General features: G+C 60.8%; 8 protein-coding genes and 1 pseudogene. 5 read left to right on the top strand and 4 right to left on the bottom strand.

Annotation, left to right across the window (positions count from 1 at the left end; genetic code table 11):
- Positions 1 to 52: 52 nt before the first annotated feature.
- Entirely contained in the window at positions 53 to 6,349 is a 6,297-nt protein-coding gene (locus ACI77I_RS30430; RefSeq protein ID WP_406999877.1) for a dermonecrotic toxin domain-containing protein, read from the bottom strand.
- Between the two features lie 113 nt (positions 6,350 to 6,462).
- Here ACI77I_RS30430 and ACI77I_RS30425 point away from each other — a divergent pair, with 113 nt between their 5' ends.
- Positions 6,463 to 6,681, top strand: a complete 219-nt coding sequence (locus ACI77I_RS30425) for a DUF2970 domain-containing protein (RefSeq protein ID WP_094953380.1) — start codon at positions 6,463 to 6,465, stop codon at positions 6,679 to 6,681.
- Here the strand turns inward: ACI77I_RS30425 and ACI77I_RS30420 are convergent.
- A complete protein-coding gene (locus tag ACI77I_RS30420) occupies positions 6,678 to 7,745 on the bottom strand; it encodes an ABC transporter substrate-binding protein (RefSeq protein WP_242155712.1) in 1,068 nt (355 codons plus the stop codon). The genes ACI77I_RS30425 and ACI77I_RS30420 overlap by 4 nt on opposite strands.
- Before the next feature lie 421 nt (positions 7,746 to 8,166).
- Here ACI77I_RS30420 and ACI77I_RS30415 point away from each other — a divergent pair, with 421 nt between their 5' ends.
- Both ACI77I_RS30415 and ACI77I_RS30410 read left to right on the top strand, forming a co-directional pair.
- A complete protein-coding gene (locus ACI77I_RS30415; RefSeq protein WP_242155711.1) occupies positions 8,167 to 9,825 on the top strand; it encodes a nitrite/sulfite reductase in 1,659 nt (552 codons plus the stop codon).
- Positions 9,809 to 10,303, top strand: a complete 495-nt coding sequence (locus ACI77I_RS30410; RefSeq protein WP_017136920.1) for a DUF934 domain-containing protein — start codon at positions 9,809 to 9,811, stop codon at positions 10,301 to 10,303. Before ACI77I_RS30415 ends, ACI77I_RS30410 begins: the two co-directional genes overlap by 17 nt.
- A gap of 152 nt (positions 10,304 to 10,455) precedes the next feature.
- Here the strand turns inward: ACI77I_RS30410 and ACI77I_RS30405 are convergent, their stop codons facing one another.
- The gene (locus ACI77I_RS30405) at positions 10,456 to 10,860 is read right to left on the bottom strand and encodes a MerR family transcriptional regulator (protein WP_406999875.1); all 405 of its coding nucleotides are present in this window, start codon (positions 10,858 to 10,860) and stop codon (positions 10,456 to 10,458) included.
- Positions 10,861 to 10,932: 72 nt separating this feature from the next.
- On the opposite strand from ACI77I_RS30405, the gene ACI77I_RS30400 reads away from it, so the two are divergent.
- Together ACI77I_RS30400 and poxB are read left to right on the top strand one after the other, a co-directional pair.
- Positions 10,933 to 12,165 (top strand): NADH:flavin oxidoreductase/NADH oxidase family protein, encoded by a 1,233-nt coding sequence (locus ACI77I_RS30400; RefSeq protein WP_406999873.1) that lies wholly within the window; start codon positions 10,933 to 10,935, stop codon positions 12,163 to 12,165.
- A 77-nt stretch (positions 12,166 to 12,242) separates the two neighbouring features.
- Positions 12,243 to 13,967, top strand: a complete 1,725-nt coding sequence (poxB, locus tag ACI77I_RS30395) for a ubiquinone-dependent pyruvate dehydrogenase (RefSeq protein WP_406999871.1) — start codon at positions 12,243 to 12,245, stop codon at positions 13,965 to 13,967.
- A gap of 3 nt (positions 13,968 to 13,970) precedes the next feature.
- Here poxB and ACI77I_RS30390 read toward each other — a convergent pair.
- Positions 13,971 to 14,327, bottom strand: a pseudogene (locus tag ACI77I_RS30390) (LysR family transcriptional regulator); the annotation flags it as partial.
- Positions 14,328 to 14,508: the final 181 nt, after the last annotated feature.

Genomic DNA, 14,508 nt, shown 5'->3' with positions numbered 1-14,508 from the left:
TAAGCGAGGTGCCGAGTGGTGGGGCGAAGACTTTTTGGTTACTTTTGTGTCTTTACAAAAGTGACCCGCTGTAAGAGCGGAACCCTAAGCCGCCGTTAACCCCCTGTGGGTCAGGAATGGGTTCCAGGGGCTCGTAGTCATCATCGTCATCGTCATCGTCACCATTCGAATCAGAGCCGTCGCCCCCTCTCTCAAACCCGTCAATCCACCTGTCAATCTCCTCCCTGCTCCAGCCCATCACCGGTCCCCTCTGATGCCGATCGCTGTAGCGCCTCATCTGCTCAAGACTGTCGAGGGAAAGCGATTCGTTTTCGGAAATATCCGTGCCGCTCACCAACGCATCGTGACTGCCATCAAGCAATTCATCCGGGAGAGTCGTGAGGTCGTTGCCGCTCAGGTTCAACGTGCGCAGGTTCGCAGCGTCCAATGCAGCGTCGGGCCACTGCGTAATGCCGTTGTAACTGAGGTCCAGGGCCTCAAGCCGGCTGAAGGTTTGGGTACTGAACACCCTCAGGTTGTTTTTGCTCAGATTCAACCGGCGCAAGCGTTCGCCACCCAATTGGCGATACAGAAGCACAGGGTCGGTGAGGGCATTCACCGCCAGGTCCAGTTCTTCAAGCTGGGCCATGCGCCCCACGGCCTCGGGAACGGCCGCCAGTTGGTTACCACTCAACACCAGCTTGCGCAGTGCGGGGAAGCCGTTGAGGAAGCCCTCGGCGCCCGACGTCGAGCACTGCACGCCGGTTAAATCCAGTGTGTGTACACGGTCAAACTGCACACTTAATTCCGGCAAAGTGTCGGCTAGTAGCCCGTGCAGGCTCAGTTCATAACCGGCTTGGGCCGACACACCGGTTTGCCAGCACTCAACGACTTTGAGTGCGACACGCCTGCGTTGCGCTAGCACCAGGTCCGGGATCGGGCCTTGCAAGTCGCGGGTATACTGCCAGCCGTTAAGCTCGCGCGTCAGGGTTTCGAGCTCCTGGTGCCGTGTGGTCAACAGGCTGTCAATTTGCGCATCACTCATCCCACCGGTACGCAATTGCTCGAACCATTGGAGGGCCTTTTGCTCGGTCACCGACGGCGCCAGTTCCTGCAAGCGACTGACAAACCCCGCAGCCCCTTCAGCCGCTTCGACTTGCAGGGGCATTAGCAACAAGTAACGTGCCATCGTCAGGCCGGTTTCTTGCGGGGGAAAGTTCGGCACACTTTGCTGTTCAAACCGAGCCAACGCGCCCTTAGGCAAGCCCTGGTCAGTCTCGACCCGCTGACGCGCCGATTCCAGCTCGACCTCACCTGTGGGGCTGAACCGATTACCCGCCACGTTGGTTTTCATCAATAACGCGTCGTCAGTCAGTACCTGGGGCGGCAAACTCGACAGCTGATTGTCGCGCAGGTCGAGCCAGGTCAAACTCGGCAGACGCTCGGCACCGGTTGGCCAGGCCTTCAATGTTGTCCCGCGCAAGTTGAGCGCCTTGAGCTGCGTCAACGCGCTGACATCCACGTTTGTGAGCGATTTGCTGTTATGGCTCAGGTCCAACTGCTCCAGGCTGCCGAGCTCATTGAGCTGCGCCTGCAGAGCCGGCATGACCAGGCTGTTATTGGAAAGGTCGAGGCGGGTCAATGCAGGAAGGTCGCCCGCGCCAATGGGTATTTCGGTCAAACCACTGCCGTTGAACTCGAGGGTTTGCGCACCGCTGAATGCGCGGATAAACCCGCGTGTCTGCTCGGTGGACTCTCCCAGCCAACGCATGCGTAAGGTGCGTACATGGGCAAAACTTGCCGCGGGTAATGGGGGCAGTTCAACCGTGCCCACCGGCATCAGGGGGACGGTCCCTTGAAGCTGCGGCGCCGGCAACTCAAGCGTCGACGCTTGGCTGGGTATTCCATAACGCTCGCCCTGCGCGCCCCACCAATTGGTTTCAAGTGCACTGATCACGTGAGCATTTGACCCGGTGCGCCATGAGTCGGCACGAAACCTGAAGCGCAGTGCGGCAACGGCAGACGGGTCGTAGAAATTCGAAAAAAGGGCATTGTACTGGCGGCTAATGTCCTCAATCGCAGCAAACCGCTCTTCGGGGGTGTACGCGGTCGTCATTATTTTTTTATGCAGTGCACTCGCCACGCTTGAATCAGCGTTCAAAAACTTCAACTCGCCGTTGGCGTAGCTGCTGACCATCTCGTGCAGGTCAACCAGGTGCCCGTGCTCACCCTTATAGTTTTTGACGTATTCATAGGCAGGCTTGAACGTTTCACGGGGGAACCTTGACCAGTCCATCGACAGCCCCGCCCACAGCTGTTCATGCCCGCTATACAGGCCGGCAGGGAGCGTGCTGACCGCAGTGCGGCTCAAATCGAGGTGCTCCAGGCGCGGAAGGTTCTCAACATTGGCAGGCCATTGCGACAGGCCAACAGGCGCGTCGATATTCAGCCGTTTCAACTGCTCCAGCGCGGACAGGTCCAGGCTATTGAGGACTGTCGCAGAGAACCCGCGGTATTGGATATGCAACGCCTCCAGCGAAGTCAGGCTGTTGAGGGTTGAGCTAAAGTCTGGCGCCAGTTGGTCGGCCGCCGAGCTGAACTTCAGCTTTTTGAGGCCGGTCATCCGGGTCACCGCCGGGGGCACCGTCGTCAGCGCCAACCTGGGCCCCGTTTGGGTTGAACCAAACAGCGGAGGAACATCGCCAATAGACAGGCTTTCCACATTGGGAAACCGCGCCAGAAAAGCCTCCGCGCCGGCATCACTCATCTTGCGCCCGACCAGCGTCAACTTACGAATATGCTGAAAATCAACCGTCAATGGCGGCAGATGCTCATCGGCACTGACGTACAAACTCTCGGCGTCATAGACCGTTCCTACCACCGGTTCCTTGCGCCAGGCATCCTTAAGCTGATTCGCAACGTGGCTTCTAGTTTGGTACGCGTAATCGTCGGTACGCCCCTGAGCCTCGACCCACTCGTCAAGGCTCGACACCAGCGTTTGGTAGTCACGCCCACGGGTTTGCAGATGGTTGAATATGGCCTTGTCGTCCTTGCCGCTCACTCGCAACCGCTTAATGTAAGCGCTGGCTTGAGCGTCGCTCAGGCCGTAGAGATCTTGCGCCCGTGACGCTAGACCAAAGCTCAGGCCCGGCGCTCGTCCGCTGGCGTAATACCCCACCAACGTATCGTTGATCCGCGCGGGCGGCTTGAACCCTTTGCGTTTGGGCTCCAGCAATTGTGGCGTTTCATAGCGATAAAGGTCAGCACCCTCGATGATTTTTGCTTGCAGTTGAGCGCTCTGACTCACCTGCGGCACACCCAACCCCCGACGCGCTTCATCGGGCAGGGCATGCATCAGCGAGGCATAAAAATTATCACCCTCTATGGGCAGGCTATTGAGTTCCTCTCCGCGGTCGTTGAACGCCTGAAAACGCGGGCCTTTTTTCACCAAGTACTTCTTGTCCCGTGCCGTGTCACTGCCGATGCTGTCCAGCAGCAGGCCGCTTTCAGTGCCTTCGCGAATTTCCAGGCGCAAGGTGTCCGGCCAACCCGGTAGCTTTTCCAGGGTATGCAGCGCCAGCCGGCGACTGTCCGTCGAGGCCATGGTTTCGCTACGCAAGCCTGCATACGCACGGGTCTGGCGACCTTCGCGCGCATACCAGCGGGCCTCCTCCAGCACCGTCAGCGGCACCCGGCGCGTTACGTTCAGACGTTTCAGATCCTGCGGTGAAGCGTGGGCCAGGGTTTCCCGCGCAGCGGCTTCGCTGAGCCCTGGGCAGGTACGCTGCAGCAGCGTGACTTGGCTATCCAGCGGCTCGGTACCGGCGTAAAGGCTGTCGAAAATGGCGGCTTTGCGGGTCTGGGCAAAATCGGCGATTTGCTTGCCAAACTCCTGCGGCCTCACGTCACGCACTCGCGCGGCCTCGGCCCCCAACAGGCTGGTGGTTTCCGACTCATCCAAGGCCGCCAGAATGACCGCTGGCAATCGCCCACCCAGAACGTCGGCGCGGGTGATCTGGATCGGTGCTTTCGCGGCCGCGCCACGAGGCGCGCGCCCGGCACCGTAGCGCAACGATTCCCCGGAGAACTGCGCGCCCTTGAACACCTCAAGCGCCCGCCCCGCAGGCCAGCGCGGCATTTCGGCCACCAGCGGCAACACAAACAGATATCGCTCGTCGATCGGCTGGCTGCCGCGCAACTGCTCGATTACCTGGCCGCTACCCGCGTCGGCCTTGAACAAGCGCAGGGCATCTTGTAGCTCAGGGGGCGGCGCTGCGAGGTCCATGTGCATTTTACGCAAGGCGCTGTCGCTGACGCCGCTGACGTCCGCCACCTTGATCAGCTCTGCATCGGAAAAGGCCTCGGTTTCATGCCCTATACGCCGTAACAGGGTCAGGCGATCCCACTGCGAGGGCTGTTCAAGGGTATGACGCCAGGCGCCTCGAGCGTTGCTTTGAAGAATCGGTTGGTACACCTGGGCATTGGTCGGGTGCTTGATCCGCCACTGCTTGATCGACTCATCAAACACCTGCTCATAAACCTGATCGCCCTGGCGAATATAGGTCTTGCCATTGAGCGTATGTTGCCCCTGCGCATTGGGGACTGCGTCGGCCTGCAGCGTGACGCCACTTTCATAACCCTTCAGGTCCGGCTTCCAGAGACGGGTTTCGCCATTGGGCAGAATGACCGGGCTGAGGTTTTCGATCACCGGCACGGCTTTGGCCGCCCTGAATCTGCTCACCGCGGCCCCCACACCCGCCATCACTGCGATCTGCGCAAGGTTTTCGGCCACATCGATCAGGTGCGCCTTGGCCGCGCGTTTGTCGCCCTCGGCCCACTCGATCGAGCCTTCCAGGGTCTCGCTCAGCAGTTGCTCAACCATCACCGCTATCATGATCTCGCCCAGCACCGGCACGAACATCGAGACCAGGTTGAGCGCCAGCATGCCGACTTCTAGCAAGTGCGCCAATTTGGCTTCTCGCGCCTTGGCGTCGACGTCAGCGGTGGGCACTGCATGGGCACGGGCATCGGCCAGGATCTTGTCGCGGTGCTTTTCGTAGAGGAAGGGCCACAGGTCGAGCAGGCCGGAAAAGGTGCCAGTACCGCGATACGGCATCATGCTGCCAGATTGAATATAAGGGTCGTCTACCGGTTCCATTTTCGCGGGTTTTTCGGGCGGCAGCTCTTTGATTTGGGTCAGCGCCGACGTGCCGAGCACGCTCTGCACGAACGTTCGCCAAGGCGAGCTCAACGGGCTGCTCGGAGAGTCGGCGGACTTTTGCGTGAATTGGCTGAAGTAGTAAGGCCGCTGATCGTAGGGCACGAACTGGCTGAAAAACCGCTGATAGGCCGTTGGCGCGGGGTCGTGCGCCGACATCCCCTCGCGTGCGGTGAACAGGCGCTTGAACTCATCGCGCAGGTGTTGCTTGGTGTAGCGTTTGAGTGGATGGGCCGGGTCATGCGGGATGTAGAGAATCAACTCGTCGCTGTACTTGTCACCAATTGCAAAATACACGCAGCCCGTCAGTCTTTTTTTCATCAGGCTCAGGTCGAGCAGCCACACCCGTTTGCTGCCGATCGTGGGATAAAGATTGCCGTTGACCACCGACACAATCATCGCGTGGTCCGCAGCTTCGATGTCCCCGGTTATCAAGGCGTAGTCAGCGGCAGCCTTCAGGGTCGCTTTCTGGCTGGCGATAAAGTGTTGGCGAAGAGGCGGTTCAGGGCTTACGTCGACCGGTGCAAAGAACGCCTTCAGATAGGTCTGATACTGCGCCCCGATATCGAGGCGGCGGCACACGGTCATGAACTGGCTGACCGTCACGTTGACGGTCGTCGATTCATAGGTGCCCGCTGTCGTCGTTTCCAGCACAAAACCGGAGGTCTCGTGGTAAGCACTCGGCTTGCACTCCCAGGCTTCAAAGTTATGCAAGGCCGCTTGCAGCATCGATAACTTGAGAAGCTCGAACGACGATATTTCCACTTCGGCCACACTGATCGCCAGCGGGCGCCGCAGGCAAAGGAAGGTCTTGTCGACATCGACTTCCACTTGGTACTGGTCTTTCAACGCCTTGAGCAGCAACGGCCGGGCGAATGCATCGACGTCCAGGAACGTCGCCATGCTTGTGTCCAGTTGCACCTGAGCGATAGCGCTGGCCTTAAGGCTCGCATTGAGGGCCTTGCGTCGCTCGGGCGAGGCGTTTTTGTATCCGCTCGGCAGGACCGGCGCGGCGCGTTTAAGCGCCGAGCGGCGGGCGGGCGTCGCGTCGACCAGCCATTGAGGCACGGCTTTTTCGAGAAAATCGCCGTGAACACTTCGGGTCGCCGCCAGCGGTTCGCCAGCGTCGGAACGGGGGGGTAAATCGGACATGCTGTGACTCCTGTTAAATGGAGTGACAGCACATCACCGTTCAACGCCAGACCGGTGGTGCATAGATACAGGGCGTCTATGCTCTGTAGGACAGTCATCCTGACGAGGGTTTTATGGACGATCCACTCGACAACAAGCCGCCCACCTTCTGGCAAATGCTGCACAGCGTGATGGCGGCGGCTTTTGGCGTGCAGAGCGGGAAAAATCGCGCACGCGACTTCACTCATGGCAAGCCCAGCCATTTTGTCGTACTGGGCATTCTGTTCACGGCAGTGTTTGCGCTGATGCTGTTCGGCATCGTCAAGCTGGTGCTGCACCTGGCCGGGGTTTAGCGCAGCAGCAGTTGCAGGCTGAACGGGTAACGGTAGGACGCGGGCTTGCCTTGGGCGGAGAGCGCACGAAAATCCACCGGCGGCGCTGGCCCCAGCAACCGTTGCGCCTGGCTGGCATCAATCAGTTGGAACAGCGCCTCCTGCCGATCCCGCCCACCGTAGGCGCTGATGTCGACGCCCTTGGCATCATCATTAATCAGCACCATCGCCCAGCCGCCCAAGGTGAAATGCCCGGCGACCAGCGTGGTCAACCGCCCATCCAGGTAGGCCCGCAATATGCCCGGCGAACTGTTGACCGCGCTGAATAGCGCGTCCTTGCCAGGTACTCGCCCGCTGTCTTGCAGCGCCTGCATAGCGCCCAGGGCCATCTCATCATTGGCCGACCACACCAACGCCGTCTGTGGGTAGCGCTTGAACAACTGCGAGGCTTGTTCAAAGGCGCGCTGGCGGCTCCACTCCCCGTAAACCAACTGGCGCAGGCGCACTTGCGGATGCTCGGCCAAGGCGCGGCGCAAACCCAGTTCACGGCGTTGCGCGGCCGGGGTGTTCTTGGCGCCGGAAAACGCCAGCAGGTCAAGGGATTCACCCGGTGCAACCGGCCCGTGCTGGCGCAACAGGTCGGTGAGCATCAGGTAACCGGCCTGCTCGTCGTCGGCCACCAGGCTGCACACCCAGTTGGCGTCGCTGCGGGCATCGAGCAATTGCACTTGGTCGGGGGTCAACGCGTTATTCACGATCAGCAACTTGACCCCACTGCCCTGGGCCATGCGCAAAATCTGCGGGGCGACGTATTGCTCATTCACCAGCACCAGGTAATCGGGGCGCTCACTGCCTTGCAGCGCTTCGCGGGCCTGGGCCAGGGTGTTCTGGGCGTCGCGCTCGGAATAACGCACGCGCAAATCCAGGCCGAGGTCCTTGGCAGCGGCCTGCATGAATTGCGCGTAGCTGACCCAGAAGGTCTCGGTGGATGTGCCCGGGTTGAGAAATACCACTGACGTCGCATGGGCCATCGCCCCGTACGCCGATCCCACTAACCACACACACGCAATCAGAACCTTCAACATGATTGTTTGAGCCTTAAGCATTAACCCACAGGATAATGGCAATGCGACATTGAATCGAGGCTCAATCAAGCGGTTTACTGGTGGCTGACCCAGAATACGGCTGTGCCCACCACCAGGATTATCAAGAAAAGAATGGCCCAGGCATCAACGGTACTGTCGGGTTTACGGGCTTTAGTCGAATTGCTCATCGCATCGCCTCTTGTCGGTTTTATAGGTGATTGCACTAAGACTCGACGACAGTAAAGATCATGATTGCCCGCATGACAAATGTGGGTATCGCGATAACCCTTCTCATTAGTCATTTTGGTTATGTGCATATACTCAAACATCACTTTTGCGCATAAACGCAAACTGGTATCGTGCGCCGGCTCCGTTGGGAGTGCGCGGCCGTGCGCGCAGATTTGCCGAGAACAGGACCTATATGTACGTATACGACGAATACGATCAGCGCATCATCGAGGACCGCGTCAAGCAGTTCCGTGATCAGACCCGACGCTACCTGGCTGGTGAGCTGAGCGAAGAAGAGTTCCGCCCTCTGCGCCTGCAAAATGGCCTTTATGTTCAGCGCTTTGCGCCGATGCTGCGGGTTGCCGTGCCCTATGGCCAACTGACTTCGCGCCAGACGCGCATGATGGCCAAGATTGCCCGCGACTTCGACAAAGGCTACGCCCACATCAGTACCCGCCAGAACGTACAGTTCAACTGGCCGGCGCTGGAGGACGTGCCGGACATCCTGGCTGAGTTGGCGACCGTGCAGATGCACGCCATTCAGACCAGTGGTAACTGCCTGCGCAACGTGACCACCGACCAATTTGCCGGGGTTGCCGCCGACGAATTGATCGACCCGCGCCCCTGGTGTGAAATTGTCCGTCAATGGACCACCTTCCACCCTGAATTCGCCTACTTGCCACGTAAGTTCAAGATCGCCATCAATGGCTCGACCTCGGACCGCGCGGCGATCGAAGTGCACGATATCGGCCTGGAGCCGGTGCACAACGCGGCCGGCGAGCTGGGCTTCCGTGTGCTGGTCGGTGGCGGCCTTGGTCGTACGCCGGTGGTTGGTGCATTCATCAACCAATTCCTGCCCTGGCAGGACCTGTTGAGCTACCTCGACGCCATCCTGCGGGTCTACAACCGCTACGGCCGTCGCGACAACAAATACAAGGCCCGGATCAAGATCCTGGTCAAAGCGCTGACGCCTGAGGTATTTGCCCAGAAAGTCGACGCTGAAATGGAACACCTGCGCGGCGGCCAGACCACCCTGACCGAAGCCGAAGTACACCGTGTGGCCAAGCACTTCGTCGACCCGCAATACAAAGCCCTGAGCAATCAGGATGCTGAGTTGGCAGCCCTCGACCAGCAGCACCCAGGTTTCGCCCGCTGGCGTACCCGCAACACCCTGGCGCACAAAAAACCAGGCTATGTGGCCGTGACCCTGTCGCTCAAACCCACGGGTGTAGCACCGGGCGATATCACCGACAAGCAGCTGGACGGCGTGGCCGACCTGGCCGAGCGCTACAGTTTCGGCCAACTGCGTACCTCCCACGAGCAGAACATCATCCTCGCGGACGTTGAGCAGAGCCAACTGTTCACGCTGTGGGGCGAGCTGCGCGAAGGCGGTTTCGCCACGCCGAACATCGGCCTGCTGACCGACATCATCTGCTGCCCAGGTGGCGACTTCTGCTCCCTGGCCAACGCCAAATCGATCCCGATTGCCGAATCGATCCAGCGCCGTTTCGACGACCTGGACTACCTGTTCGACATCGGCGAGCTGGACCTGAACATCTCCGGTTGCATGAACGCCTGTGGTCACCACCACGTCGGCCACATCGGCATCCTGGGCGTGGACAAGAAAGGCGAAGAATTCTACCAAGTGTCCCTGGGTGGCAGCGCCAGCCGCGATGCGAGCCTGGGCAAGATCCTCGGCCCGTCCTTCGCCCAGGAAGCCATGCCCGAGGTGATCGGCAAGCTGATCGATGTGTACATCGAACAGCGCACCGAAGATGAGCGTTTCATCGACACCTACCAGCGCATCGGCATCGACCTGTTCAAGGAGCGCGTCTATGCAGCGAATCATTAAGAACAACGAAGTCCTCGATGAAACCTGGCACCTGCTGCCCAAGGACGCGAGCTTCGACGGCATTTCCAACTGCGACGACCTGATCGTGCCGTTGGCCCTGTGGCGCGAACACGGCCATGCGCTCAAGGCCCGCGACGGCGGCCTGGGTGTGTGGCTGGACGCCGATGAAGAAGCCGAAGAAATCGGTGATGACGTGCAGCACTTCCAAGTCATCGCCCTGAACTTCCCGGCCTTCACCGACGGTCGCAACTACTCCAACGCGCGCCTGCTGCGTGACCGTTACGGTTACAAGGGCGAGCTGCGCGCGATTGGCGACGTGCTGCGCGACCAACTGTTCTACCTGCGCCGCTGCGGGTTCGATGCCTTCGCCTTGCGCGCCGACAAAGACCCGTACGAAGCCTTGGAAAGCCTCAAGGACTTCTCGGTGACGTACCAGGCGGCCACGGATGAACCGTTGCCGCTGTTCCGCCGCCGCTAAGCGTCAGCCTATAAAAAAGCCCTGGCATGCCAGGGCTTTTTTATGCGTGATCGTTCCCGCGCTCTGCGTGGGAATGCCGCTTGGGACGCTCCGCGTCCGGCTGGAGAGTGACGGTATGCATTCCCACGCAGAGCGTGGGAACGATCATACGATCATGCGTTGAGTTTGATCGACGCCAGCACCTGCTTCTGGCCCATGGAACACGGCAGATCTTGCGGCTGCGCACGCACTGCCTCGATCACCCCCAGCAATTGCGCCTTGCTGTGCGCCAAATGCGCCTGCATCACTTCGATCTGCTGCACCTTGCGCTCCAACGCCTCGATCAGCTCATCGCGCTTGTGCTCGCCCGGCGCCGGCATCAACGCCTTGAGCTCCTGCAAGGTAAACCCGGCCTGCTGCGCACTCTGAATCAGTTGCAGCGTCTGCAACGCCTGCGGTGCATACCGCCGATAGCCATTGGCCTGGCGCCCCACCTGGCTGATCAGCCCTTCAGCTTCATAAAAGCGAATGCGTGATGCCGCCAGCCCACTTTGTTTTGCCAGCTCGCCAATATTCATCGCCACGCCCCGCTTGACATTAAAGTTAACTTTAAGCTTAGCCTGAGGCCTCCCCCGCTCAGGAGTCAACCCATGTCACCTTTTGAAGCTCTGCAACTGCCTAACGGCCAAGTCCTCGCCAACCGCATCGCCAAGGCGGCGATGGAAGAGAACATGGCCGACGCCCGTCAAGCGCCGTCGCGCGAATTGAAGCAGCTGTACCAGGCCTGGGCCGAGGGTGAGCCTGGCTTGCTGCTGACCGGCAACGTGATGATCGACCGCCGCGCCATGACCGGCCCCGGCGGCGTTGTGCTTGAGGACGAGCAGCAGTTGGACAGCTTCCGTGAGTGGGCCGATGTCGCGCGAACCAAGCACGTGCACTTTTGGCTGCAACTCAGCCACCCGGGGCGCCAGACACCCGCCAACCTGCGCCAGCAAGCCTTGGCGCCCTCTGCGGTAGCCCTCGACCTGGGCGGCTTCTCGAAGATGTTCGCCAAGCCCAAAGCCATGACCGAGGCGGATATTCAAGACGTGATCGAGCGCTTCGCCACCAGCGCACGCCTGGCCGAGAAAGCCGGGTTTACCGGGGTGCAGATCCACGCTGCGCACGGCTATTTGATCAGCCAGTTTCTCTCACCGCTCAGCAACCAACGCACCGACCGCTGGGGCGGTTCGCTGGAGAACCGTGCGCGCCTGCTGCTGGAGGTGATCAACGCGGTACGCGCCACTGTCAGCCCGTCGTTTTGCGTGTCGGTCAAGCTCAACTCGGCGGACTTCCAGCGCGGCGGGTTTGCAGAGGCCGATGCGCGTGCCGTGGTCGAGATGCTCAACCCGTTGCCCATCGACCTGCTGGAATTGTCCGGCGGCAGCTACGAAGCGCCGGCCATGCAGGGCGAAGCTCGGGACGGTCGCACCTTGGCGCGTGAAGCGTACTTTCTGGCATTTGCCCAGGAAGTGGCGACCCTCGCCAGCATGCCACTGATGGTCACCGGCGGCATTCGTCGCCTGCCGGTGGTGCAACACGTGCTCGACAGCGGCATCGCCATGGCCGGCATCGCCACCGCCCTGACCCTGGAGCCGCAGTTGATCAAACACTGGCGCGCAGGCCGCGACCTCAACCCGCAACTCAAACCCATCAACTGGCAGCGCAAGCCCCTGGCCGCCCTCGCCACCCTGGCCGTGGTGCGCTACCAGATGCGCCAATTGAGCCGCGGCCACCGGCCCAACGCCAAGGTGGCCCCGTGCATCGCGCTGGTCCGCGATCAGTGGTTTCTCGCCCGCCGCACCCGCCAATACCGCGCCGCCATGACGCAATCTTCACATTAAGCGCGGAGCATTCGCCGTGATCGAACTGTCCTCTACTGATCAGCAGCTTTTAACCTCACTGACGATTGGAGTTCTTCATGGCGAAAATCAACCTGGCCCAGCAATTGGCGACCACCCTTGAACAGGCGGGCATCAAGCGCATCTGGGGCCTGACCGGCGACAGCCTCAACGGCCTGACCGACGCCCTGCGCACTATGGACAGCATCGAGTGGATGCACGTGCGCCACGAAGAGGTCGCCGCGTTCGCCGCCGGTGCCGAAGCCGCCGCCACCGGCGAATTGACGGTGTGCGCCGGCAGCTGCGGGCCGGGTAACCTGCACTTGATCAATGGCCTGTTCGACTGCCATCGCAACCATGTGCCGGTGCTGGCGATTGCGGCGCAAATTCCGTCCTCGGAGATCGGCCTGAACTACTTTCAGGAAACCCATCCTCAGGAGCTGTTCAAAGAGTGCAGCCACTTTATCGAGCTGGTGACCAACCCCGAGCAGATGCCCCAGGTGCTGCACCGCGCGATGCGCTCGGCGATCCTCAACCGTGGCGTGGCGGTGGTGGTGATTCCAGGCGACGTATCGCTGCTGGAAGTGGAAGACAAACTCAAGCCTTGGCCAGCCCTGCACGCACCGCGCACCTTGCCGGCGGAACAGGACCTGCAACGCCTCACCGAGATCCTGCAGAGCAGCCAGAAAGTCACCCTGCTGTGCGGCAGTGGCTGCGCCGGTGCCCACGACCAAGTGGTAGCCCTGGCCGATGCCCTCGGCGCGCCAGTGGTGCACGCCTTGCGCGGTAAAGAGCACGTGGAATGGGACAACCCGTTTGATGTGGGCATGACCGGCCTGATCGGTTTCAGCTCGGGTTACCACGCCATGCTCAACTGCGACACGCTGATCATGCTCGGCACCGACTTCCCCTATCGCCAGTTCTACCCCACCGACGCGAAAATCATCCAGGTCGACCGCAACCCGCAGGCGCTCGGGCGCCGGGCCACGCTGGACCCGGGCATCGCAGCCGACGTCAGCGAGACCCTCGACGCGCTGCTGCCACGCCTGACCCGCAAGGCTGATCGCAGCTTCCTCGACACCTCGTTGAAGCATTACGAGAAAGCCCGCCAAGGCCTGGACGACTTGGCGCAGCCGTCGAAACCCGACCGGCCGATCCACCCGCAATACGTCGCGCGGTTGCTCAGCGAATTGGCGGATGACGATGCCATCTTCACTGCCGACGTCGGCTCACCCACCGTGTGGGCTGCGCGCTATTTAAAGATGAATGGCAAACGCCGCCTGATCGGCTCGTTCAACCACGGCTCGATGGCCAATGCCATGCCGCAGGCCATTGGCGCCCAGGCAGCCTTTCCTGGGCGACAGGTGATTTCGATGTCCGGCGACGGTGGCTTCGCCATGTTAATGGGCGACTTCATCTCGTTGGCGCAATTGAAACTGCCAGTCAAAGTCATCGTGTTCGATAACTCGTCACTGGGTTTCGTCGCCATGGAAATGAAAGCCGCCGGTTACCTGGACACCGGTACCGAGCTGAAAAACCCGGATTTCGCTGCCATGTCCAACGCCATGGGCATCCTCGGCATTCGCGTGGAGCAGTCCGAAGACCTCGAACCGGCCTTACGCCGTGCCCTCGCCCATGACGGCCCGGTGCTGGTCGACGTGGTCACAGCCACTCAGGAACTGGTGATGCCGCCGACAATCAAGCTCGAACAGGCCAAGGGGTTCAGCCTGTATATGCTCAAGGCGGTGATGAGCGGGCGCGGCGATGAAGTGATCGAACTGGCACGCACCAACTGGTTGCGCTGAGTTTTAGTAACGGCGAACAGCCCCGTAGCGGACCACCGTCTGGGTGACCACCTCAGCCAGGCGCGGGTCCGCCTGCGGCGCGCTGAACAGGCGAAACTCGGCATCGGGCAACACGGGTAAGCCGTGCTCGGCGCCGAGTACCGTCAAGCCAGGCCCCACTTGGCTGCGCGCCATCGGGGCAACGGCAAAACCGGCCAACGCTGCGGCCTGCAGTGCGGCGTAACGGGTGTAGTGCATCGCGGTGCGCTGGGCAAGACGGGTCAGCGCCGCCTCGCGGTAAGGACAGGGCTCGGGAAACAATGCCAAGGGCAAGGGCGTCGGTAACGTCAGCAGCGGTTGCTCAGACCAGGCATCGACTATTTTTGGAGTGGAGGTTGATCAGGCTTCTCGTCGGGAGTCTGCTGAGCGGGCGTGGGTGTTGGCGGATCGTTTGGCGTGAGGGGTGGGCTAGGATTGGGTGCATATCCGTTATTTGGGTGATGGCTGATATGGGTTCCGCTCTTACAGCGGGTCACTTTTGGAAAAGAGCCCCAAAAGTAAC

Source organism: Pseudomonas sp. D47 (assembly GCF_045447305.1).
Taxonomy (GTDB): Bacteria; Pseudomonadota; Gammaproteobacteria; order Pseudomonadales; family Pseudomonadaceae; genus Aquipseudomonas.
Note: the sequence above shows the minus strand (reverse complement) of the source record. Positions and strands in the feature narration are given on the sequence as shown.